The organism is Shewanella septentrionalis (assembly GCF_025370265.1).
In the GTDB taxonomy this organism is placed as follows: Bacteria; Pseudomonadota; Gammaproteobacteria; order Enterobacterales; family Shewanellaceae; genus Shewanella; species Shewanella hafniensis.
The window spans coordinates 86962-110442 of the sequence record NZ_JAMTCC010000015.1 but is presented as its reverse complement, the minus strand read 5'-3'; the positions used below and the strand labels follow the sequence as shown (position 1 = coordinate 110442).

The 23481-nt window shown below is 43.5% G+C and carries 21 protein-coding genes and 1 pseudogene; 16 read left to right on the top strand and 6 right to left on the bottom strand.

Annotated elements, in window-relative coordinates:
* The first annotated feature begins 397 nt into the window (after positions 1–397).
* A complete protein-coding gene (locus NE536_RS10760) occupies positions 398–3034 on the top strand; it encodes a TonB-dependent receptor (RefSeq protein WP_261272681.1) in 2637 nt (878 codons plus the stop codon).
* A gap of 115 nt (positions 3035–3149) precedes the next feature.
* Here the strand turns inward: NE536_RS10760 and NE536_RS10755 are convergent.
* Positions 3150–3548, bottom strand: a pseudogene (locus NE536_RS10755) (transposase); the annotation flags it as partial.
* Between the two features lie 481 nt (positions 3549–4029).
* Here NE536_RS10755 and NE536_RS10750 point away from each other — a divergent pair.
* The 6 genes from NE536_RS10750 to NE536_RS10725 are packed head-to-tail and all read left to right on the top strand — an operon-like array spanning position 4030 to position 8981.
* Positions 4030–4812 carry a DUF3450 domain-containing protein gene (locus NE536_RS10750; RefSeq protein ID WP_220592594.1) on the top strand — a complete coding sequence of 261 codons (783 nt, stop codon included), beginning with the start codon at positions 4030–4032 and terminating at the stop codon, positions 4810–4812.
* A complete protein-coding gene (locus tag NE536_RS10745; protein WP_261272680.1) occupies positions 4812–6167 on the top strand; it encodes a MotA/TolQ/ExbB proton channel family protein in 1356 nt (451 codons plus the stop codon). The genes NE536_RS10750 and NE536_RS10745 overlap by 1 nt, the downstream gene beginning before the upstream one ends.
* Complete coding sequence (locus tag NE536_RS10740; RefSeq protein WP_006087405.1) at positions 6167–6694, top strand: MotA/TolQ/ExbB proton channel family protein; 528 nt, start codon at positions 6167–6169, stop codon at positions 6692–6694. The genes NE536_RS10745 and NE536_RS10740 overlap by 1 nt, the downstream gene beginning before the upstream one ends.
* 13 nt (positions 6695–6707) lie before the next feature.
* A complete protein-coding gene (locus tag NE536_RS10735; protein ID WP_006081158.1) occupies positions 6708–7112 on the top strand; it encodes an ExbD/TolR family protein in 405 nt (134 codons plus the stop codon).
* A 1-nt stretch (position 7113) separates the two neighbouring features.
* Positions 7114–7734, top strand: a complete 621-nt coding sequence (locus NE536_RS10730; protein ID WP_012088830.1) for an energy transducer TonB — start codon at positions 7114–7116, stop codon at positions 7732–7734.
* A 2-nt stretch (positions 7735–7736) separates the two neighbouring features.
* Positions 7737–8981, top strand: coding sequence for a tetratricopeptide repeat protein (locus tag NE536_RS10725; RefSeq protein WP_261272679.1), 1245 nt, complete (start codon positions 7737–7739; stop codon positions 8979–8981).
* Between the two features lie 75 nt (positions 8982–9056).
* On the opposite strand, the gene NE536_RS10720 is transcribed toward NE536_RS10725, so the two are convergent.
* The gene (locus NE536_RS10720; RefSeq protein WP_220592596.1) at positions 9057–9566 is read right to left on the bottom strand and encodes a diguanylate cyclase domain-containing protein; all 510 of its coding nucleotides are present in this window, start codon (positions 9564–9566) and stop codon (positions 9057–9059) included.
* 79 nt (positions 9567–9645) lie between these two features.
* Between NE536_RS10720 and NE536_RS10715 the strand changes: the two genes are divergently transcribed.
* The 5 genes from NE536_RS10715 (at position 9646) to NE536_RS10695 (ending at position 13267) form a co-directional block, all read left to right on the top strand.
* Entirely contained in the window at positions 9646–11475 is a 1830-nt protein-coding gene (locus NE536_RS10715; protein ID WP_261272678.1) for a DUF885 domain-containing protein, read from the top strand.
* Between the two features lie 171 nt (positions 11476–11646).
* A complete protein-coding gene (locus NE536_RS10710; RefSeq protein ID WP_063883127.1) occupies positions 11647–11925 on the top strand; it encodes a peptidylprolyl isomerase in 279 nt (92 codons plus the stop codon).
* An 82-nt stretch (positions 11926–12007) separates the two neighbouring features.
* Complete coding sequence (locus NE536_RS10705) at positions 12008–12544, top strand: GNAT family N-acetyltransferase (protein ID WP_261272677.1); 537 nt, start codon at positions 12008–12010, stop codon at positions 12542–12544.
* Between the two features lie 74 nt (positions 12545–12618).
* Positions 12619–12849, top strand: coding sequence for an RNA-binding S4 domain-containing protein (locus tag NE536_RS10700; RefSeq protein ID WP_006081165.1), 231 nt, complete (start codon positions 12619–12621; stop codon positions 12847–12849).
* A 22-nt stretch (positions 12850–12871) separates the two neighbouring features.
* The gene (locus NE536_RS10695; RefSeq protein WP_011846490.1) at positions 12872–13267 is read left to right on the top strand and encodes a ribonuclease E inhibitor RraB; all 396 of its coding nucleotides are present in this window, start codon (positions 12872–12874) and stop codon (positions 13265–13267) included.
* Between the two features lie 153 nt (positions 13268–13420).
* Here NE536_RS10695 and NE536_RS10690 read toward each other — a convergent pair whose 3' ends face one another.
* On the bottom strand, positions 13421–14308 hold the full coding sequence (locus NE536_RS10690) for a LysR family transcriptional regulator (protein WP_261272676.1): 888 nt from the start codon (positions 14306–14308) through the stop codon (positions 13421–13423).
* Between the two features lie 157 nt (positions 14309–14465).
* Between NE536_RS10690 and NE536_RS10685 the strand changes: the two genes are divergently transcribed.
* From NE536_RS10685 to NE536_RS10670, 4 genes are all read left to right on the top strand, one after another.
* Positions 14466–15236, top strand: coding sequence for a TSUP family transporter (locus tag NE536_RS10685; RefSeq protein WP_220592600.1), 771 nt, complete (start codon positions 14466–14468; stop codon positions 15234–15236).
* 400 nt (positions 15237–15636) lie between these two features.
* Positions 15637–16782 (top strand): exonuclease SbcCD subunit D, encoded by a 1146-nt coding sequence (locus NE536_RS10680; RefSeq protein WP_261272675.1) that lies wholly within the window; start codon positions 15637–15639, stop codon positions 16780–16782.
* Positions 16779–19835: an AAA family ATPase gene (locus NE536_RS10675; protein ID WP_261272674.1), complete on the top strand. Its 3057-nt coding sequence runs from the start codon at positions 16779–16781 to the stop codon at positions 19833–19835. The genes NE536_RS10680 and NE536_RS10675 overlap by 4 nt, the downstream gene beginning before the upstream one ends.
* A 265-nt stretch (positions 19836–20100) precedes the next feature.
* Entirely contained in the window at positions 20101–21402 is a 1302-nt protein-coding gene (locus tag NE536_RS10670) for a peptidoglycan DD-metalloendopeptidase family protein (protein WP_261272673.1), read from the top strand.
* A 354-nt stretch (positions 21403–21756) separates the two neighbouring features.
* Here NE536_RS10670 and NE536_RS10665 read toward each other — a convergent pair whose 3' ends face one another.
* The 3 genes from NE536_RS10665 to NE536_RS10655 all read right to left on the bottom strand — a co-directional run bounded on the left by NE536_RS10665 (position 21757) and on the right by NE536_RS10655 (position 23309).
* Positions 21757–22212 (bottom strand): hypothetical protein, encoded by a 456-nt coding sequence (locus NE536_RS10665; protein WP_261272672.1) that lies wholly within the window; start codon positions 22210–22212, stop codon positions 21757–21759.
* 87 nt (positions 22213–22299) lie between these two features.
* Complete coding sequence (locus NE536_RS10660; RefSeq protein WP_006081173.1) at positions 22300–22824, bottom strand: M48 family metallopeptidase; 525 nt, start codon at positions 22822–22824, stop codon at positions 22300–22302.
* Positions 22825–22871: 47 nt separating this feature from the next.
* Positions 22872–23309, bottom strand: a complete 438-nt coding sequence (locus NE536_RS10655; RefSeq protein ID WP_006081174.1) for a DUF3010 family protein — start codon at positions 23307–23309, stop codon at positions 22872–22874.
* Between the last annotated feature and the right edge of the window lie 172 nt (positions 23310–23481).

Here is a 23481-nt window from a genome sequence, read left to right as displayed (position 1 = left end):
GTTTAGTACTGAACTCAGTAGTACAAAATTTAGGTGTAGTTCAGTTGATTTATTTATATAAATATATGATTTTACTATTTTTAATGCGGAGTTAAAGTCTTCGTTTGGATAGAAATAATTTACCTGTGACCAATATCCAGACGTGGCCCCTTAGACTTACCTCGTGTGGTGCTTTTATTTGTGTTTTGTCATTTTAATAGTAAGTTGTTGTATTTAAAGGGTTTTTATGTTAGTGTTTTATTTTTGCTTTTCAAATATGTCGCTCAATGGTTGTATTTGTTGATTTTATGTTTATCGTGTGTTTTTATTGTGTCTACTGTGTATGTGTCTCTGATTTTTTGTGGAGGTGTACACAGAATAAAAAATAATAAATAACAAATATCTAGGGAGATAGACAATGCATAAGAATAGCTTATTAGCTAAGTCAGTTCGTTTTGCGTTGATAAGTGGTATTACTGCTGCGGCGTTAAACGTACCCTTATCATTTGCAGCCGATGAAGCTGGCGCAAAAGTTGAACGTATTGCTGTAACTGGCTCACGTATTAAACGTGCTGATATGGAAACTGCTAGCCCTGTGAGCGTAATTGATGCTTCGGCGATCATTTCATCTGGCGCAATTTCAGTGGATGAAGTTTTACAAAAAATGACATCAGCGGGTGGTGCGATGACCAACGCAGGTATCAACAACGGTTCGGGTGGTAATACTCGTATTAACTTAAGGGGTTTAGGTACTAACCGTACTTTAGTGCTTGTTAACGGTCGCCGTATGATTGCATCTGGTACGGGAGCAGCTTCAAGTGTGGACCTTAACACTATTCCTGTTTCTATGATTCAACGCGTTGAAGTCCTTAAAGATGGGGCTTCCGCTATCTATGGTACTGATGCTATCGCTGGCGTGGTAAACGTTATTCTTAAGAGAGACTTTGAGGGCTTTGAAGTCAACGTTCAAACAGGGATCTCTGCTGAAGGTGACGCGGACGAAACAACGATCGATATGACATTGGGAAATACCTTTGATAAAGGGAACCTTGTTTTCGGTGCTCAATACACTAAGCGTGGTGAAGCTAGCCAAGCTGACCGCGGATTCTCTGATTGCCCTGTAACTGAAACTAAACCGGATGCAAATGGAAAGATTAGCCTGTATTGCGGGGGTAGTGGTTATTCTCAAGGCGGTCATATTTGGGGCGATACGGCAAGTTTAAGTGGCCTTGGCGGTACTTACCATGAATATGTCACCGCAAATGATGCTTATAATTACGCAAAAGACAGTTACTTATTCACACCAATGGATCGTCTAAATTTAACTGTCGCTGGTACTTATGAGCTGACTGAAAACACTCGCTTCTTTACCGAAGCTATGTACTCTAAGCGTTGGTCCAATCAACAAATGGCGCCTCAGCCAATTTGGAATAACGATGCTTGGGTATATAACCCTATTTCAGCCGGTGGCTGGATGACTGATGAGTTACTACCTTGGATTAAACCAGGTGAAGAGTTAGCTTATGGTCGCCGAATGGTAGAATCTGGTACCCGTGACTTTAATCAAGTTGTTGATACTGTTCGTATCGTTGTTGGTGTTGAAGGTGAGTTCGAAAACGGCTGGAGCTGGGATGCATCATACAACAAGGGCCGAAACGATTCTGTTGATACTCTAGCAAACTTACACAACTTAGGCTCAATCAACGCTGCGGTACTGGAAGGTACGTTTGATCCGTTCCTTCAGTCTTCATGGCAGGGGGAAAGCATTGCTCCATTTATTTACACTGAAGTTAACAGTGGCGGTAGTGAGCTGGATATCGTTGCAGCAACTTTGTCGGGCGATATTGTTGAATTGCCTGCCGGTATGATGGGATTTGCGGCTGGGTATGAAAATCGTAAAGAGGCTGCAAAGTTCACTCCTGACTCTTTGACTGCACAAGGACTCGCGAATGATCCTCGTGTAGAACCAACCAGTGGAGATTTCAGCGTAAATGAAGTTTATGCTGAATTAGCCATCCCATTACTGAGTAACATTCCTTTAGTACAGCAATTAGATCTTAGTGCCGCAATGCGTTACTTTGATTACAGCACATTTGGTGATGATACAACATGGAAGCTGGGCTTAACTTGGCGTGTATACGATGACTTAATGTTACGTGGTGGTTTATCGACAGCATTCCGCGCTCCAACTGTCGATGAATTATATGGCGGTAAATCTCCATCATTTGAACAAATTGTTCATCCTGCTACAGAGCAAGACCAAGCTGAAGTAACTGTGGGCGGTAACCCATTACTCACACCAGAAGAAGCTGATATTACAACTGTAGGCTTAGTTTATTCTCCAAGCTTCGTAGAAGGGCTGTCGATGACAGTTGACTACTACGATATTGAGATTTCAAACACAATTACTTCTGTTGATAATAACTACATTGCAAACCAATGTTTGGATGCAACGGGCAATCTTATTAATACAGGCACTGCACTGTGCCAATCTTCAAATATCCAAATCGATAACAGCGGTCGTATCAAGTTCGATAACGGATTACAGAACATTGGTGCAACCAACACTTCTGGTTACGATATTAACGTGGCCTATGCATTTGATGCCTTAGGACTTGATTGGAAAGTAGGTTGGGATACTTCAATTTTAACTAACTATGAAGAGTTCGATCCTGATGGTGTAGCTGTCGACTACCGTGGCTATATCACGGGTGGTGCTGGAGCCTATGCGAAACTTAAGAGTAATATCAATCTCACTGCGACCGCCGACGACTGGAGTTTCACATACGAAGCTCGTTACATTGATGGCATGGACTCATTCGCGTGTATTGGTAAAGAGTCTAAGTGTTATGCTCCATCAGTAGGTAGTGTTGTTTACCATGACCTATCAGGTTCATATGATTTAACGAATAATATTCGTTTATCAGGTGGTATTAACAACCTCTTTGATAAAGAGCCTCCTTATTATACTGGTAACAATGATTCTAACACTGACCCTTACACTTATGATGTGTTAGGCCGTTACTTCTTTGTTCGTGCAAGTATGAAGTTCTAAATGTAGCGAATAGATTTTATTCTGTTTCATCCTGAAATAAGTTGACATTTATGTCTACCTAAAACGCCTGATGAACATCATCGGGCGTTTTGTATTTTAAGGCCAAATGGGGCCGTCATTGATTATATATGGCGACAGCTTCTGCCACCATCTGTCACGCCTCCTGCAGCGTTATTAGCTTATGTGTTATTCAATATGCCATTTACTCGCTCTGCTAACGCATTTTGATAGCAGTCCTATCCGTCTGCCATTGAGCATGTCACGCCATGATGACTGTGAACCGCTTGATAAGCGTTTAAGCAGTATTGTGTTCCTCGATCTGAGTGGTGTATCAGCGGTTTATCTTTATCTTGCAGCAGCCTTTGTGCTTGTTTGTACGCTGTTAGCAACTATCTTTTTTGAAATTATCATCAACATGATAGCCCAGGATTTTTCGTGACTAGGCATCGGTTAGCAAGCTTAAATAGACTTCATGATTTTGCTGTGGCAGATAGGTAATATCAGCCATCCAGACCGGTACAGGTTGCAAAATACTCTGTAGAAAGGATTGTTCTAAAGTCTAGGCGTAAGTAAAGATTACCTGCTTGAGTTAGTTTCATGTTGAAAAATGTTAATTAACAAAATCAGTTGGATCAAAGGTGATTCATCTCAAGATTATGAAATTTAATGTTTTTTATCGATATTTTATTTTGGTTTCTCAATTAAATTAACTTTTTCGGTGATATTTTGTTTAAAAAAACACCTTTCGTAAAATTTTTTATTCATAGCGCATCTTTACACTAGTTTTTAGTCGGCCGAAATGTTGACACAGGTCAACATTTTGTGAAATGATGCCAGCGGGTCTATGCCTGTATGGGCGTAGGAAAGGGAAGAAAAAACTAAGAATCACAAGAGAAAGACGAACTTACAGTAATTTTTTCGGCGAGCATTTTTTGCTTCTCGTTTTGTTGCTGGTAAGTTAAACCTTTTTATTCACTTCAAATTGGTTGGGAACTATGTCCAAGGTAAGCAATAGAACAAAAATCGCTACTGCACTTGTTGGCGTGCTGGCATTAGCGAGCAGCAACTTCGTGGTTGCAGATCCTCTTACCGACGTGCAGAAAGCGGATAGTATGATCCATGCTGATGCTGCAGCGTCGCAAAAGAATGTTGATAAGTATTTCGATCAAGCACAAGACATGCTTTTTGAGTATGGTTCTGTCGCGGATGAGCGTGAATCACTGAAATCATATAACGATTACGTTGCCAGCTTAGTTGCTGATCAACAAAAGACAATGGATTCAGTACAAAGCGACATTAATGGTGTTGATAAACTTCGCCAAGGTGTTGTGCCATTAATGTTTAAAATGGTTGAATCATTAGAACAATTCGTTCAATTAGATTTACCTTTCAACTCTGAAGTACGTACTAATCGTGTTAATGAGCTGAAAAACCTTCTTAATACTGCTGAAGTGACTTTAGCCGAAAAATACCGTTTAATCCTTGATGCTTATAGCATCGAGCGTGAATATGGTAGCGCGGTTGCTGTTAACCAAGGTAAGTTAAACCTAGATGGTAAAGAAGTGTTGGTTGACTTCTTTAACTTAGGTCGTGTTGCTCTTTATGCACAGAGTTTAGATCAAAAGACTGGCTGGATGTACAACCCAGAATCTAAGGGTTGGGATAAGTTAGATGACAGCTATTTGCGTGAACTGACTAAAGGTATCCGCATTGCCCGTAAACAAGGTGCTCTAGATCTATTTGCGTTACCAATTCCTGCTGCGGAGACTGCACAATAATGAAGAAGTTAATTACTACAGCTGTGTTGGCTGCAAGTTTCTCTTTAACTGCTGGTATAGCTAGCGCTGCAGATGCGCCTAAGTCGATTGACCAATTATTGCAACAAGTTAAAGTTGAACGTGCTGCAGAAGGCAAAATCAACAGTAAACGTGAGCAAGAATTCCAAGCTGAACGTGGTGATAAAGCTGCACTGTTAAAGCGCGAGAAAGATGCTTTAGCGGCTGAAAAACAACGCGGCAAAGATTTAAACCAAGCGTTCTTAGATAACGAGCGTAAAATTGCTCAGTTAGAAGAAGATCTGAAAACTGCTCAAGGTGACTTGGGTGAGATGTTTGGTGTTGTTAAAGGTGAAGCCGGTGATTTCGCTGGTAAACTGGCAAGCTCAAACATCAGTGCTCAATACCCAAATCGTGATAAATTCATCGCTGATTTAGGTGCACGTAAACAATTACCTAAAATTGAAGAGCTAGAGCAATTTTGGCAAGAACAGCTGTTTGAAATGGCTGAGTCTGGCAAGGTTGTTAAGTTTGAAGGTTCAGTTACTGGAATCGACGGTAGCGTTAAAACAACGACTATCCATCGTGTTGGTGCTTACAACTTAACTGCTGATGGCAAGTACGTTGTTTATAACCCTGAGTTAGGTTTAATTCAGCAGTTATCTCAACAACCAGAAGGTTACCAAGTTAGCGCTGTTGCTGACTGGGAAAAAATCACTTCGGGTACTGCGCCATTCTATGTTGACCCTGCACGCGGCGTGCTGCTAAACATCTTCACCAACAAAGCTAGCTTTGAAGATCGTTTAGAAGCTGGTGGTACTATCGGTTACATCATTATTGCTCTGTTGGCACTTGGTTTATTAATCTCTATCGAACGCCTTGTCACTATGACGATTATTGGTGCTCGCGTGAATAGCCAACGTAAGAACGTCGATAAGCCTGGCAATAACGCTTTAGGTCGTATCTTGAAAGTTTACCAAGAAAACAAAGACGTTGATGTTGAAACGTTAGAGTTGAAATTGGATGAAGCGATTCTTAAAGAAACTCCAGCATTGGAAGCGCGTATTTCAATCATCAAAGTATTGGCCGCTATCGCACCTATGATGGGTCTGTTAGGTACAGTGACGGGTATGATTGCAACCTTCCAAAGTATCCAATTATTTGGTACTGGCGATCCAAAACTGATGGCTGGCGGTATTTCTATGGCGCTTATCACTACAGTTCAAGGTCTGGTTGCTGCTCTGCCGTTAATGTTAATGCATGCAGTGGTTGTTGCCCGTAGTAAGTCAATCGTTCAGATCCTTGAAGAGCAAAGCGCTGGTATTATCGCAGCACATGCTGAGAAGAGGGCTGACTAATGACGCTATACCTGATGGACATTTGGGATTCCGTCAGGGGCTTCATGGCCTCCGGAGGCGACGTCCTCTGGCTTGTAGCGGGTGTTCTGTTCTTAATGTGGGTATTGATGCTTGAGCGTTATTGGTATCTTAATTGGATATCACCAAAGCAACATAAAGCAATCATAGCTGCATGGGACGCAAGAGAGGAAACGACCTCTTGGTATGCACACCGCATCCGTGAAGCTTGGATGTCCCAAGCGAAGCAAGATTTGAATGCACGTATGCTGATTATTAAAACCTTAGTGGCAATTTGTCCAATGATAGGTTTGTTAGGTACCGTAACAGGTATGATTTCAGTGTTCGATGTGATGGCAGTTCAGGGGACGAGTAATGCTCGTTTGATGGCGGCTGGTATTTCAATGGCGACTATGCCTACGATGGCAGGTATGGTTGCAGCATTATCGGGAGTATTCTTCAGTACTCGCCTCGATGCCAAAATGAAAATCAGTTTAGAAAAGCTAAAAGACAGCATGCCGCACCACTAGAGAGAGATTGAACATGGCACGTAAAAAGCATTCCAGTATAGATGAGGAAGCGCAAATTGATATGACACCGATGCTCGACATCGTGTTCATCATGCTAATCTTCTTCATTGTAACAACGTCATTCGTGAAACCATCTGGTTTGGACTACAACAAACCAAAAGCTTCACAAGCGACTTCAAAGCCTTCGGCTAACATCTTTATCGGCGTCAGTAAAACAGGCGTGATCATGATGGAAAACCGTCAGGTTGATATCGAACGTGTAACAGCAAACGTTGAGCGTATGCTGGCTGAAGCTCCTGAAGCAGCTGTATTGATTCAGGCTGATAAAGACGCAATGCACGGCTTAGTTGTTAAAGTTCTAGACCAAGTGAAAGCAGCTGGTATAGATAAAATTTCGGTATCTGCGGGGAACGATTAATATGCTAAGAGCACTAGTATCGATCATTATTGGTGCTGCTGTGACTTTTGGTCTGTTCGCTTTTATGGCGTTCTTGGTCGGTGGCGGCGCACAGCGCGGCGAAACATCGGCCGAGACCCCTGTAATTGAAATCACTATGGATAGACAGGATTCAAAAGCACAGAATAAGCCAAGGGTAGTGCCTAAGCCACCACCACCACCAGAGCAACCACAGAAGCCTGATACAACGCCACCTGATTCATCAAGTAATATTGATACGTCAATGTCGTTCAATATGGGTGGTGTAGAGGCTGGTGGTGCAAGTACCGGTTTTAAATTAGGTAATATGATGACTCGCGATGGTGATGCAACGCCTATCGTTCGTATCGAACCACAGTATCCAATTGCTGCGGCTCGTGATGGTAAAGAAGGTTGGGTACAACTTCGCTTCACTATCAACGAACTCGGTGGTATCGATGACGTTGAAGTTATTCAAGCAGAGCCAAAACGTTTATTTGATAAAGAAGCGATCCGAGCACTGAAGAAGTGGAAGTACAAGCCAAAGATTGTTGATGGCAAGCCACTGAAGCAACCCGGTCAGACGGTTCAGCTGGACTTTACCTTAGATAAAGGAGGCAAATAACGATGCGTAATGTTAATAAAATCGCAGCTCTATTATTGCTTTCTATTTGTGGCGGATTATCTGTTTCATCTGCGGTAGCAGCTGAAAAGTGTGAGATCGATAAACGTCAATCTAAAGCTGTAGGTGAAGGCGCTGCGAAAAAAGTTCAGAAGTCGTTTGAAGCTTATACCAATGGTCAGCTGGACGAAGCCATTGCTATTTTGCTCGAAGCAAATGCAAAGAACGATTTCGATAAAGCCTATGTTGCACGCATGCTAGGTAACTTTTATGCCGAGAAAGGCAAAATGGATACTGCGATCAAGTACCTAAAACAAGCTGTTGAAGCTGATATTTTAGGTGGAACAGATCATGCTGCGACCATGCGTCTTTATGCGGATTTACTGTTACAAGAGAAGAAATTTAAGGAAGCGATTCCTTACTATTACAAGTGGATGGATTTTACTTGTAAAGCTGACTCTCAAATTTATCGTCGTATTGGTATTGCACACTCTGAGCTAAAACAGTGGGATAAAGTGATTGAAGTGGCCGATAAAGGTCTTTCATTAGCTGAGACTCCTGATAAAGGCTTATATCAGATGAAGCTAACTTCTTACTTCAATCAAAAGAAGTATAAGAAAGCTGTTGGCGTGTTAGAAGTCATGGTGCCATTATTCCCGGATGATGGCAGATTATGGGTTCAATTAGCGCAGTTTTATCTGATGGTTGAAGACTATGACAAGTCTCTTGCAACTTACGATTTAGCTTATAGAAATGGTTTCTTAGATAGTGCGGGTAACATTACTCGTTTAGCACAATTGATGGCACAGAAAGGTGCTCCATATCAAGCCGCTAAAGTCTATCAGAAGCATATGAAATCGGGCTTGATCGCTGAGGATGCTAAGTCTCTAGAGATTTTGGCTGGTTTTTATCAGAATGCAAAAGAGTTTAAACAAGCCGCTGAGTATTATGGTAAAGCTGCATCTATCAGCAATGATGGTAAGACTTACTTGAAACAAGGTCGCTTACTGAACTTGAATGAACAATACACTGCAGCGATCCCTGTGCTTGAAAAAGCCATATCTATGGGTATTGATCATCCTGGCGAGGCAAACTTCGAATTAGCTTTGGCTCATTTAAGTTTGAAACAGTACAAGTCAGCTTATAACCGTGCAGTATTAGCTGCCAACGATAAAAAGACTGAGAAGAGTGCAAAAAGCTATATCTCTTATATCAAAGAGAAAGCACGTATGCATAACATCACACTGTAAGCGCTTGGCAGTTTAGTGTCAGATTTGAAAGCCCCGTAAGGGGCTTTTTATTTGATGTAATTTAATGTTAAAAATTTACTGTAAGCGGATTAAAGCTTGAGATTGATCATGATTTTTTTCAAGATCTTGTGAGAGTTGGCTGACATTGCTGAAGAGCGATTCGATTTTGTTTTCTTGCGTCGGTAAGCAAATGCAGGCGGCAAGTTTATAATCGATTGTCAGTTTATGATTTTTACCAAAATTTTGATTGAAATCAGAAATTTGTTGTTCTATTCGTTTTAACACTACCTCAGCTCCCTCCTCATCTATGTTGAATAAACCCAGTGCGAAGTGATTATGATCAAGTCTAGCTATCAAATCTGTTGCTCTTAATAGTGCTTCTTGCACTTGTTTGGTAAAGAATTCGAGTAAATGGGGTTGTTTGACGGTTTCATGAATGTGAGGGCACAGATACAATAGTGCCAAGCTTTGGTGTTCTCTTATATGACGATGCCATTCTCGGTTGAATACTTCCATGAAATAGGTTTGGTTATAGACTCCAGTTTCTGGATCCCTGAAACCTGAGTTGCGGAACGAGTAGATCATAGATTAACTCCGATAGCAGACCTTGAACTAAGTATAGAAACAGTTCTGCAATAGCGGGCCAAAAAGGAGAAATAATAAAATGAAATTGGGTTTATTGGCAGGATCGATAGCGTTAATCTTTGCCCTTCAAGGTTGTTCTAAGCCTGAAGCCACGGCAGTTCAAGAAAACAGTCAATCAAATGCCGTTGCTGAGCAGGGCGAAACACAAACAGCAGAGCAGCGCTATTTATCGCTAGTGGATGCTTATTTTAAAGATTATCTAAAGCTTGAGCCTATTTACGCTACTTTTGTTGGTGTTAATGACTATAACGCTGATTTCGGCGGTGATTTAACTGAGGATTACCTCAAATCTCGCCATGATCTTAACACTCACTATTTAGCCCAGGTGCGCGCGATAGATCCAAAACAACTGCCCGCGGATCTACAGTTAAGTTATGACCTGTTTGTCTATGACCGAGATATGGCGTTAGTGGATGAAACTTTCCCATCTCGCTTTATGCCGATAAGCCAGTTCTATAGTACTGTCATTACTATGGTGCAGTTGGGAAGTGGCGAGAGTGCACAACCTTTTAATACTGTTCAAGATTATCGTAATTGGGAACAGAGAGTCGATGGTTTCATCAAGTGGGTAGCGCTTGCTGAAAATCGGATGAATCAAGGCATTGAAAGTAAAGTGGTGCTACCGCGGGTGTTAGTAGAGCGCATTATTCCCCAGTTAGACGCTATGCTAACGACTGATGCGACTCAGAGTATTTTTTACTCACCCATTCAACATTTCCCCGAGAGTTTTTCTGAGCAAGATAAAGCCGAATTGACCACCCGTTATCAAGCTATGATAGCCGAGCGTATCGTGCCAGCGTTAACGAACTTGCGTGATTACTTTAAGCAAACCTACTTACCTAAGTCGCGGGCGACTGACGGCTGGTCTGGTTTGCCTAACGGCAAAGCTTGGTATCAGCATCTGGCGAACTCACATACGACCACCACTATGTCTGTGGATGAAATTCATCAAATTGGCTTAAGTGAAGTGGCGCGAATTTTATCTGAGATGGATAAGGTACGTGAGCAAGTCGGTTTTAAGGGCGATTTAAAGGCATTTTTCGCCTCTTTATCATCCGAACCTCAGTATTTCTACAGCGACCGTCAAGGTTTGATTGATGGTTATATGGTGTTGAAAGATAAAATCAATCAAGTGCTCCCTAACTACTTTAATGTGATGCCTAAAGCTGATTACGTGGTTAAGCCAGTTGAAAGTTTCAGAGAGCAATCTGCAGCGGGTGCTTCTTACGAGTCGCCAGCGGTGGATGGCAGTCGTCCAGGCGTGTTCTATATCAACACTTATAATCTTAAGGCGCAGCCAAAGTGGGGCATGACGACCTTATCTTTACATGAGGCTGCTCCTGGGCATCATTTCCAAATTGCGATCAAGCAAGAGCTAACTGGTGTGCCTGAGTTCCAGCGTTTTAGTGGTTATACGGCATTCGAGGAAGGTTGGGCACTTTATGCTGAGTACTTAGGTATTGAGATGGGCTTGTTTACTGATCCTTATCAGTATTTTGGCAAGCTTTCCGATGAAATGCTGCGTGCGATGCGCCTAGTGGTGGATACTGGTCTTCATTCAAAAGGCTGGAGTCGTGAACAAGCGATTCAGTACATGAAAGATAACTCGCCGATGGCTGAAAGTGACATAGTCGCTGAAGTGGAGCGCTATATGGCAATCCCTGGTCAAGCTTTGTCTTACAAAGTCGGCCAGCTGAAGATCCTGGCACTGCGTTCCCGCGCTGAAAAAGCCTTGGGTGATAAATTTGATTTAAAAGCGTTCCACGATCAAATCCTCACCTCAGGTTCATTACCTATGGCGGTCATGGAGAACAAAATCGATCGTTGGATCGCGTCTAAACAGGCTTAGCCCGTAATATGCCGTTATTTGACTTTGATGTGAATGACGGCATTTTAAGACTTTTTTATTCAACAGAAAGTTTTTATACTGTTGATTCAAAACCTGTTAAAACGGATGTTTTAATGGGAATATCAATGATATTTGGGGCAAATGTCTCATGATCCTCACAGGAGTTTTACTATGGTCCAAGCAACAGCAAGACATTTGTTAGTTAGCAGCGAAGAGCAGTGTCAAGCGCTGAAACAGCAAATATTAGAAGGCGCAGATTTTGCTCAAATTGCTCGCGCGCACTCTTCTTGCCCATCAGGTGCCCAAGGTGGTGAATTGGGTTCATTCGGTCCTGGTATGATGGTGAAAGAGTTTGATGAAGTCGTCTTCAGCGCGCCATTAAACGAAGTGCAAGGTCCAGTTAAAACGCAATTTGGTTTTCATTTACTCGAAGTGACCAGTCGCGCATAAGTTTTACGGCTTATTGGATACCGCTTTTTAATACGGCAGCATTTGCTGCCGTTTTTGTTTATCTGCTCATCACGGAGTCACTATGCTGGAACTCTACACCGATAGATTGAAACTCAGGAGCTTACAAGATAGCGACTGGGAACAGTTTTATGCGTTGCACAGCGATCCTGAGATTAATCGCTATGTGCGAGTGCCAGAGTCGCAAGAGGTGATCCGTAGTAAGTTTCAGCAGCGCTCAGATACTTGGTTTTACGGTTCAGGCGATTGGCTGACCTTAGTGATTGAGACCGTTGATACAGGGCAATTTGTTGGGTTAACAGGCCTTTATTGCCAAAGCCTTGATGAGCAGCGTGCCGAAGTCGGTTACTTACTGGCCGCAGAGGGCCACGGCAAAGGTTATGCGACTGAGAGCTTAAAGGCAGTCATAGATTGGGCCTGCTTAAGTTTTAATGTGCATAAATTTGTTGGTCATTGCGCCAAAGATAATCATGCATCGGCGCGGGTTCTTGAAAAGTGTGGCTTCAGGATTGAAGGCTTACTCAGGCAGCAATTCAAAGTCGGTGAAAACTGGCTTGATGAATCGGTCTTCGGCTTACTTGCCGATGAAAGACGTCTCTAGCCAAATTATCTTCAGCGGATTTTATGCGGTGCTGGTATAATGCCGCAGGTTTATTTTTAGAAGGCGTGTATTAAGTGGCGCAAATTAATCAATTGGCTTTGCATTCTGGCGAAGATTTCATTGAATTGTACAAAGTATTAAAAGTGCAGGGCATGAGCAATGCTGGCGGCGAAGCCAAGCATTTTATCGAGGAAGGTCAAGTCACTGTGAACGGTGAAGTTGAAACTCGTAAACGTAAAAAAATTATTGCGGGCGATATCGTCAGCTTTAATGGTGAATCAGTTCAAATCATTGCGGCAGAATAAGCCTGAAACAGTGGAGCAAGATATGCAATTTCCAGATGATGACAATGGTAAAATGCTGGCCGCAATGGCTGAAGCAGGAATCGATTTAACAAAAGAGTTAGATGTTGATTTCTTTTTGGTTTTTGATGATCAGCGCGATGCCGAAACGGCGTTAGAAGAACTCACAAATTCTGACTTGCAAGGCGAGCTTGAGCTGAATCTGAATGATGAGCTGGGCAAGTGGGAAATCATTGTTTGCCTCAATATGGTACCTGATTACGATACTTTGGTTGAGCAAGAAGTCATGTTGAATGATTTTGCTGCCGAATTCGGTGGCATGACCGACGGTTGGGGCGTAATGCAACACCAAGACGGTGATGACGAGTTTATGGAAGATGATGACCATGAGCATGTTCACGGTGCTCATTGCAATCACTGATGCTGATTTGCTTTGACCTTTGAGTCTAAGAAACCACCTTCTTGGTGGTTTTTTATTGCCGTTTTTTTGCGCCCATTTGCTGCACACCATAGCTTTATTTGGCACATATAGCGTTATTGCACCTTGCTGGAATGGTGAAATTCCAAATATTGTTTAATGGCGATAAGGGGCAAACACTTCTAATAACCAGTCAATAAAGGTTTGGGCTTTTAACGGCAAGCAAGGGGACTTGGGCGTGAGTAAGTAATATCGATAAGGGCTAGTGAAAGGGGCGTCGAAGGGGATGACTAAACTACCGTTTGCCAATTGCTCTTCGATAAAAAATCGCGGGATTAGTGCTGCACCCATGCCACTGGCTGCCGCTTGGCTCAGCATGTAGAAATGCTCGACGCCAAAGGATTGCGCTTGAGTGAGTGTTAAGCCCACTTTTTCTGCCCAATATTCCCACAGTTCGGGTCTTGTCGTGTGTTTCAGTAAGGTGACGTGATTGATATCCTCAATATTTTGCAGTTTTGGCGCTAACGATGGCGCGCAAACTAAGCACAAATCTTCATCCATCAGCTTGATATAATTCGCGCCCTTAGGAATGGCTGTGCAGCTGCGAATCGCAATATCATAACGGCCTTGACTAAAGTCCACGGTAAAGTCGCCAATCGACAAATCAACATAAAGGTGTGGATGGCGGGATTTAAACTGCTCCATTCTTGGAATAAGCCAATTAATGGTTAAGCTTGGCAGCACATTGATGGCTAAGGTCTGCGGCTTAGATGGCAGACGACGTAGGTCACTCGTTGCACTTGACAGGGTTTGCAGCGCGGCTTGGACATGGGGTAAATAGCGCTTGGCTTCATCGGTTAAACTGACTTTTTTATGTAGGCGTACAAAAAGCGCAAAACCCAAATAATCCTCTAATACTCGGATTTGTTTACTGACCGCACCATGGGTGACATGCAACTCCTTGCTTGCCAGTGTCATACTTTGCAAGCGCGCGGCGGCTTCAAAAGCGCGGAGGGAATTGAGTGGCGGCAGTTCGGTCAACATTTTATCTCCTATAACTGGGCAAATCCGAACCGGATTATAGATTTTGCGTGAGTTTAGCTCACGCAGTGGCGACAATAACTCCTTTGCGTTTATTTGGCAAACGCAGTCTAATGCTCAGCAATTACTCCCTTTTTTATCAGAAGAATAATAAATCATTATGGAATTTGAACTGACTCTACAAATCGCAGCGATACTTTTTGCCGTCGCTATGGTGGCTGGTTTTATCGACTCTATCGCCGGTGGTGGTGGTTTGTTGACGATCCCTGCACTCATGTGGGCAGGCTTGCCGCCTGCGGTTGCCTTAGGCACAAATAAGCTACAGGCCTGTGGTGGTAGTTTTTTTGCGAGCTTGTACTTTGTCCGTAAAGGACTCGTGGATCTTAAATCCGTAAAGTTAGCCTTGATCTGTGCGTTCATCGGCGCGGCATTAGGCACTATTCTCGTTCAACTCGTCGATACCAAAGTGCTGGAATTAATGTTGCCATTTTTGATTTTGGCAATTGGTTGTTACTTCTTATTTTCGAAAAAGATTTCTGAGGACGATAAACATCAAGTGCTGACACCTACCGCATTTGCTTTTACTGCTGCTTTAGGCGTGGGATTGTACGATGGTTTTTTTGGTCCTGGTACGGGAAGCTTTTTTGCACTGGCGTTTGTATCGTTAGCGGGGTTTGGTCTGGCGAAGGCGACTGCCCATGCAAAACTACTTAATTTCTCAACCAATATAGCTTCGCTGATTTTCTTCGCCTTGGGTGGCAAAGTGATTTGGTTATTGGGGTTAGTCATGCTGGCTGGGCAAGCGATTGGTGCGACTTTGGGGTCACGTTTGGTTGTGACTAAAGGCACTAAGATCATCAAGCCGCTAGTGGTCACTATGTCCCTTGCTATGAGCTTTAAACTCCTCGCAACGCAATATCAATTGTTCTAATAGATTGTTTATTATTAATAAATTTAGCCTTAAGCGGTGAATAAGTTAATCTTGGCGCGTAAGCTTAAGTTAATTGATATTATCTGAGTGATGCCCTCCTTGGCTTAAAAGTGAAGCTGAGGTGGAAATCGCTCAGAATATCCTCTAAAGATGATCTAAATATCCCTCCTACTTTGCAATAGGTGTACTCTTTCAAGGTTTTTGAATAGTATAACTTGTCAATTTCAATGCACTTTTTAGGCTTCTCAATTTTCTCTGTGCATGTAAACGCGATGTTTTTATTTAATACGATTCAACCCGATTTATATGCGTGCAGTGTTTATCTCGTGTGCCTTCTTTTTGCATTGATGTGCTGGTACATACTCAGGTTTAGCGCTACCACTTCTTTAAAAGAGCGATTATGAAATTTATCCACACCTCGGACTGGCACATAGGTCGTCAGTTACACAATCAGTCATTACTGGATGATCAAGCCTTTGTGCTCGAGCAAATTATTGCCTTAGCAGCTGAGCACAAGGTGGATGCTGTGATTGTGGCGGGGGATATTTATGACAGATCGATTCCGCCAGCAAACGCGGTTGCGCTGTTAGATGATGTACTCAACCGTTTAGTACAAGATTTAGGCCTGCAAGTGATTATGATTGCCGGTAATCACGATGGCCACGAGCGCTTAGGGTTTGCGGCAAAACAAATGGCGGCAAGTGGCTTATATATTGTGGGGCCCTTGAGTGCTGACATTCATCCTATTACTTTGTCGAGCACAAGTGGTGATGTGGTTTTTTATCCCTTGCCTTACGCTGAACCAGCAACAGTGCGGCAAGTGTTTGAGTGTGAGGCATCGAGCCACGAAATGGCCATGGATGTATTACTGGAAAAAGTGCGCCAGCACGATAGCCAAGGCTTACCCAAAGTGGTGATAAGCCATTGCTTTTTGGATGGTGGCAGTGAGTCAGAATCAGAGCGGCCGCTCAGTATTGGTGGCGCCGATAAAATATCGCCAAAGCTCTTTACTGAGTTTGATTATGTTGCCCTTGGGCATTTGCACGGACCGCAATACAAAGGCGCCGAGCATGTGCGCTACTCAGGCTCGATTTTGAAGTATTCCTTTAGTGAACAACATCAACACAAATCGGTGACCTTAGTTGAACTAGGCGCGCAAACGCCGATTGATATCCGTTTATTGCCGTTAACCTCGCTGCGTGATGTTCGCATCTTAGAAGGGGAGTTAGACACCTTACTCGCCCAAGGTAAAACGGATATCAAGCGTGAAGATTACCTTATGGTCAGGCTCCTCGATAAACATGCCATTTTAGACGCTATGGGCAAACTCAGGGCGATCTACCCGAATGTGCTGCATTTAGAGCGTACAGGCTTGATGGCGGGGCAGCAGCAAGTCGCCTTGAGCCGGGATCATATCAAAAAAGGCGAGATGGATATGTTCTGTGACTTTTTCTCTCAAGTGTCTGGTGAATCTTTAACGCAAGCACAGCAAGCCGTGATGGATGACCTCCTGACTAAGCTACACAATGAGGAGCGCCAAGCATGAGACCCCTTAGCCTTTCAATGTCAGCCTTCGGCCCCTTTGCATCGACTCAGACACTTGATTTTACCGCCCTTGGAACCAATCCATTATTTTTAATCAACGGGCCTACAGGCGCGGGTAAGACGACCTTGCTCGATGGCATTTGTTTTGCGCTCTATGGCAAAACCACAGGTAATGAGCGTGAAGGCAGCCAGATGCGCTGTGATATGGCCGACGATAGTTTACTAACAGAAGTCACTTTCAGTTTTCTGCTCGGTAGTAACAGCTATCGTATTCGCCGGGTGCCAGAGCAAGACAGAGTTAAGAAAAGCGGTGACGGCTCGACAGTGCAAAAGCCTGAAGCGCAGCTCTTTAAAATTGACGCCGATGGCAATGAAAGCTTATTAGTTGCCAGCAAAGTGTCCGAGGCTACCGCTGAGATTGAAGCTTTGACTGGGCTCGATGTGGAGCAGTTTCGCCAAGTGATGGTATTACCTCAGGGTAAGTTTCGCGAATTATTAATGGCGGACTCTAAAGCGCGTGAGCTGATATTTAGTCAATTATTTCAAACGCATATTTATCGCCGGATTGAAGATACCTTAAAAAATAAGGCTGCCGATATTAGCGGCTTAGTGAAAGATCAACGCAGTCGCCGCGATGGTATTTTACAAAGTGCTGGCCTAGCATCCGATGACGAGCTAAGCAGTGAATTAGCTAAGCTCACGCCTGAACTTGCGCTCGCTCAAAGTGCTAAGGAACAGGCATTACAACAGCAGCAATTAGTGATTAAAGCCAGCGATGCCGCCCAGCATCTACTGGCTGAATTTGCGCAGTTTGATACCTTAACTCAAACCGCAGCAGCGCTCGAGGCGCAGCAAGAAAGTATCGCTGCACAAACCCATAAGCTGAACTTAGCCAAACAAGCGCAGCGTTTAGCGCCTATGGTTGAGGTGTTTTTAGCTCGTGAACAGGAAGCAAAAGCCGCCAATCTCGCCTTTAGTCATGCGCAAACGGCGTTGACTCAGGCCAAGCAAGCCTTTGATGATGCCGAGCTCAAAGCGCAAGACTTGCCCGTATTGGAAGCGTCGCTATTGGAACTGGAACAAGCCAAACAGCAACTGAATGCGCTGGGGCCGCAGCTTAGGGAGCTGGATAGACTCAATAAAACTCTCGAGCAAGAGCAAGCGCAGTTAGTTAGGGCTAAAGCACAGCTTCAGAACAGTAAAAATGAGTTAACCGCAGTCATTCAAAAACGGCGTGAATTGGAATTGGCTTTGCCACCATTGCAGGCCAACAGCGACACTCGCCTCTCATTGCAACAGGCGCACCAGCAGCAACAGCAGTTATTGTCGACTTATCAGCAATGGCAGCAAGTGGCGGCAAGGGTATCGTCGACACAGGCAAAACTTGCCAATGCAAAAGCGCACGGACAACAGCTCAATGCCCAGCATCAGCAAGCACAATTTGCACATAAAGCTTTATTAATGACTTGGCACCAAGGACAGGCAGCCATTTTAGCGCGGCAACTACAGCAAGATGAACCTTGCCCTGTTTGTGGCAGCCAAACTCATCCGCAGCCAGCACAGAGCCAAGAGCCGCTCCCAAGCGATGAAGCGCTGCAATTGGCCCAAAACGCTGAAACAACGGCCCAAGAAGTCCTGAGCAAAGCCAGAGCGGAATATCGCGGATTACAGACTCAATTAGAAACCTTGCAGCAACAAGCGCAAGAACTCGCGGCCCAATTGGGCACTGCGGTTGATATGTCGTTAGATGAACATACGCATACCTTGTCGCAATACGCTTTCGCACTCAGACAAGCTGAGCAAGCTCATCAAGATTTACAGCAGTTACAGCAAGAAATTGTCTTGTTGCACGCGCAGGAAACGCATCTGCAACAAAAGCTGGAGCAAGGACAAACACAAGATAGTGCGCTGCAATCTAAAGTGGATTTATTGCAGGGGCAGTTAGCACACATGCAACAAAGCGTCCCGCCTGCGCTTTCAACGCTTGAGGCATTAACTGCTGCTATCACGCAAAACCAGCAACAGATAAACCAGATCAAACAACAGATTGCTGAGGTGAGGGCGCTTCAGCAACAAACGGGGCAAACCTTTGTTGCAGCTAAAGCAGCATTGAATGGTGCCGAAAATACCGCTGAGGCGGCATTAGCCCAGCAAACGCGTGCCCAGCAGCAACTCAATCAGCAATTAGTCGCAGCGGGATTTACCGACCAACTGGCCTTATTTGCGGCCATGCTAGATGAAGATAAACTGCATGCATTAGCCAGCGAGATTGAGGCTTACCAGCAGCGCAGCGCTTTGACTAAGGCCCAGTGTGAACAGTTAGCGCTTAAGCTTAAGGATAAAGTGCCGCCCGATAGCATTAAGCTCGCTGCCGAGCTTGAGTCGGCGCAGCAAGCATTACACTCAGCAGAGCAGGCATGGCAGTTGCTTCACACTCGCAGCGTATTACTCACACAAACCCAAACTCAATTGAGTATTGCAGACACGAAAGCTAAGGCATTAGAGGATGAGTATGCGGTTATCGGCACGCTTGCCGATGTGGCGAATGGGAAAACAGGCAATAAGATCAGTTTGCAGCGTTTTGTATTAAGCGTACTGCTCGACGATGTGCTACTCGAAGCGAGCCATAGGCTGCATCTGATGAGTAAGGGACGTTATCGCTTGCTGCGTAAGGAAGATAGAGCAAAGGGTAACAAGGCGTCTGGGCTCGAGTTAGAAGTTGAAGATGCCTACACCTCAAAAGTGCGCCCTGTGGCAACCTTAAGCGGCGGCGAAAGTTTTATGGCGGCCTTGTCCATGGCGTTAGGGCTATCCGATGTGGTGCAAGCTTATGCGGGAGGGATAAAACTCGACACCTTATTTATCGATGAAGGCTTTGGCAGTTTAGACCAGGATTCATTGGAATTGGCGATTCGAACCTTGATGGATCTGCAGTCTTCGGGTCGCATGATCGGGGTGATCTCGCACGTTTCTGAGATGAAAGAGCAGATAAATACGCGCATCGACATCAATAAAACCTCACATGGGAGCGAAATGACGATAGTTTTGCCTTAGTCGCTCGTTCTCTCTGTGTACGATAAATAACATTCTGTTTTATATATGTTATTTATTGTGACACCTGCGTGTTTAACATTAGGATAATGTCCACAAAGTCAGTTGAAAATGCCAACTGACGCATGTTTCTTGTTAATAGTCAGGTAAAAGTACGAAATAGCATTTGTCATAATGGGATTTTTGGGATAAGTTGGAAAAAATTCGGGCTTCCCTCATAGGGACTGGTTCAAAAATAAAACGCAAAGTTAACGAAAGGTGAAAAGCGTTGCAGACAGGCAAACCCAACTTTATCAACTTATCGCAAACCCGTTTGCAGAACTTATCATCGACCCAAAAAAACATTCTATTAATGGGTGGTTTGTTGATTGGCGCTGCTATGCTAATGCCGAATAATGGTCATGTTGTGCCTACTGCTCAGCGTATCCCAGTTGTCCTCGATATTGAAAATATTCTCCCTCAAGTTTCTGAACCTGAAGTTCAAGTCCAAGCGACTCTTATTAATAACGCGCCTCAGTTTGAGCGAATAATTGTTTCTGGTGATACCTTAAGTGGGTTATTTTCGAAAGCGGGTGTTGATCAGCAGACCATGTATAAGGTGTTAGAAGCTGATTTAAATATTTTGGCTCTCGATACCTTATTGCCCGGTAACAGAATGCAATTTTGGCTCGATAACGAAGGCCAATTACAGAAATTAGAACTTTATTTTAACGCCGCTCGCCAAGTGGTGTTTACGCGTTATGAAGATGGCAGTTTTAATGTTGAAGAAGTCAACGTTGAAGGTGTTTGGCAAAATCGTATTATATCTGGCGACATTAAAGGTTCATTTTACGTCTCTGCACAAAAAATGGGTTTAGCTGCGGCAGACATTCAGCGGATTGAAGATTTACTCAAAGAAAAATTGAATTTCGCGCGTGATTTACGTGTTGGCGATAAATTCTCTGTTTTGGTAAATGATCAATATGTTGAAGGTGAAGCGACGGGCAGTAGCCAAATTTTAGGCGTGAGTATTAAAACTGGTCGTTCTGAAATTAGTGCATTTCAATATACAGACGGCAGTTATTACGATGCCAAGGGCCAGAGTTTAGTACGTGCGTTCCAGCGTTATCCGTTAGCTAAACAACCGCGCATGAGTTCCCGTTTTAACCCTTATCGTAAGCATCCAATTACTGGCCGTATTTCACCCCATAACGGAACCGACTTTTCAGTGCCTATCGGCACTAAAGTGATTGCTCCAGGTGATGGTGTTGTTAGTTTAGTGACTGATCACCAGTTCGCTGGTAAGTATATTGTGATTGACCACGGCGGTAAGTATCGTACCCGTTATCTGCATTTATCTAAGTCGCTTGTGCGTAAAGGTCAACGAGTAACACGAGGCCAAGTTATTGCTTTATCAGGAAATACTGGTCGCTCAACGGGCCCACACTTACATTATGAATTCCATATCAATGGTAAACCTGTTGATCCGTTGAAAGCGGATATTCCTATGTCTAGCAAGTTAGCGAATCAAGACTTACGCACATTTACCAATATGGTGAAGAGTCGTGAAGCTATGATGAACCTTGGCTAATAGAACTAAGTTTCGCCAAGTCTGAATAAACGAGAGTACTGGCTTTTCTTGAAGAGTTTACCAATGCCGATGAAATGCAAATTTCATCGGCATTTTTGTTTCCATCATTCTTCTTGTTGTAGATATTTTTCTGCTATCACAAGTATTCTTACAAGTTGTAAGGAAGCTAGTAATAGCGATATACACAGAAGGGGATAAATAGAGCGGATGTGGTGAGCTTCAGTTAGGGTCTGATAGCGAGTTATTCTTTTGACTGTTAAGAGACTCAATTTGGCAGCTGATGACCTTTAAAGTAACTAGCACGCTTTATTAGGGACTGAACAGAACCAAATACCTAGCGTTAAATAGCGTCTATCAGCTTGCTTGGCGTCTTTGCATCACTTTTAATGCACACTTACACAGTTTACCTTTTAGAGCTGGACAGCTACCGCAGGGAGACTTTTTAAAAGGACGTAATGCAAAGCTGTGTTCTGTGGGTAAAGGAGTGAGCCGAGTAATCATAGTCGATGAAAATGTTGCATCATTAGCGGCAATAAACGTAGCCTTTGCCAGTTTTAACTGTTTCTTGAGTGCGGATTTATTGCTATGGGCAAATTCTTGTTGTGAAATGTGCTTCGTGAGTAATTTGGTGAGGTGCTTGCGCTGAGCTTTTTTATTCGTCAAAGATTTATCAGTCAGTGTGTTCAGATGAGATAAGGATGGAATCGCTTTTCCTGAACTTGAAACAGATCTCGCCTGTGTTTTGAGTAATTTTTTAGCTTGTTTTTTACACCACTTGCTCAAAAGTTTATCGATATTCTGTTTCGTCATTGTCGTTACTGAATTCTGCAGCGTGAGATACTTCAATATTCTAAATGAAAACTATTATCAGTCAAGTGGGCGAAAAATATACTAAGGTCAAGTGTCGGCTTTATCTGCGGAATAAGGGGATATGTTGGCGTCGATACAGGTCAATAATAAGCGTAAATCAAATTCAAACTGGTGATAATCCGGCTCCATATGAGTACACAAATTATAGAAAGCCTTGTTGTGATCTTTTTCTTTTAAATGGGCTAATTCGTGTACAACGACCATACGCAATAAGGGTTCCGGTACACGCTTCAAACGTGAAGAGATGCGAATTTCGTTCTTAGCTTTGATTTTATTGCCTTGAACTCGCGCGACGTAGGAATGTAAGCCAAGTGCATGATGACTAATGTTAATTTTGTCATCAAAGATCACTTTTGAGAGTGGGGACGACTGGCGTAAAAATTGGTTTTTAATCGCTTGGGTGTAGTCGTACAGCGCTTTATCGCTGCGAACGCTATGTATGACAGGATGACGTTTCAACAGTAGCTTGGGTAATGTGCCAGCATCAAGATGTTGCTGTACCTGTTGTTGGATATCTGGGCTGTAACCGCTTAAGTATTTTAATGGATTCATAGGGAATTTGGCTCCGAATGACTTCGGAGCCTGAGTCATCGCATTACTTAAACTTTGCCGAAAATACGGCGATTTTGCTGGGCGTAAGCGGCTTCAAAAGCTAACTGCTGCACTTTTTTAAGATCTAAACTATCAAAATCAACCTGTGGTGGATTGCGCTTGTTTTGCTCTTTGATAGTGACAGGAGACAGTAAGCTGACTGGTAATTCACCTAATTGAATCGCTGCTTCAAGTTTAAAACTTGTGGCTGAGCCCGCCAACTTACCTTTTTGTTCACGTTCAATGATGACAACTTCATCAACGCGATAATCTTGCATAAGCTTATGAAAAGCAAAGTGAAACTCACGAATGGCTTCTGTGGTAGCAGATTGGGAAACGGTGAAAGACACCTTACGGCATTCTGGCACATTGAAGGTTTCACCTTCATAGCTCAATAAACTGATAATGGCTTCGCCACCTTTTAATTCAACACCACAAACTCTCATGTTACACCTTCAAAATATCGATAATAGCGCTATTGTAGCTGGAAATGACGTGAGGATCAGTGTTTACCCTGCGCTTTTGATTCGCTTGGCGACAGACTGATGCGCTTAGTGCGTCAATTCCCAGTATTCGATCAGCCAATGTGTTGGGTATCAGAAATAAAATCTGATGTTA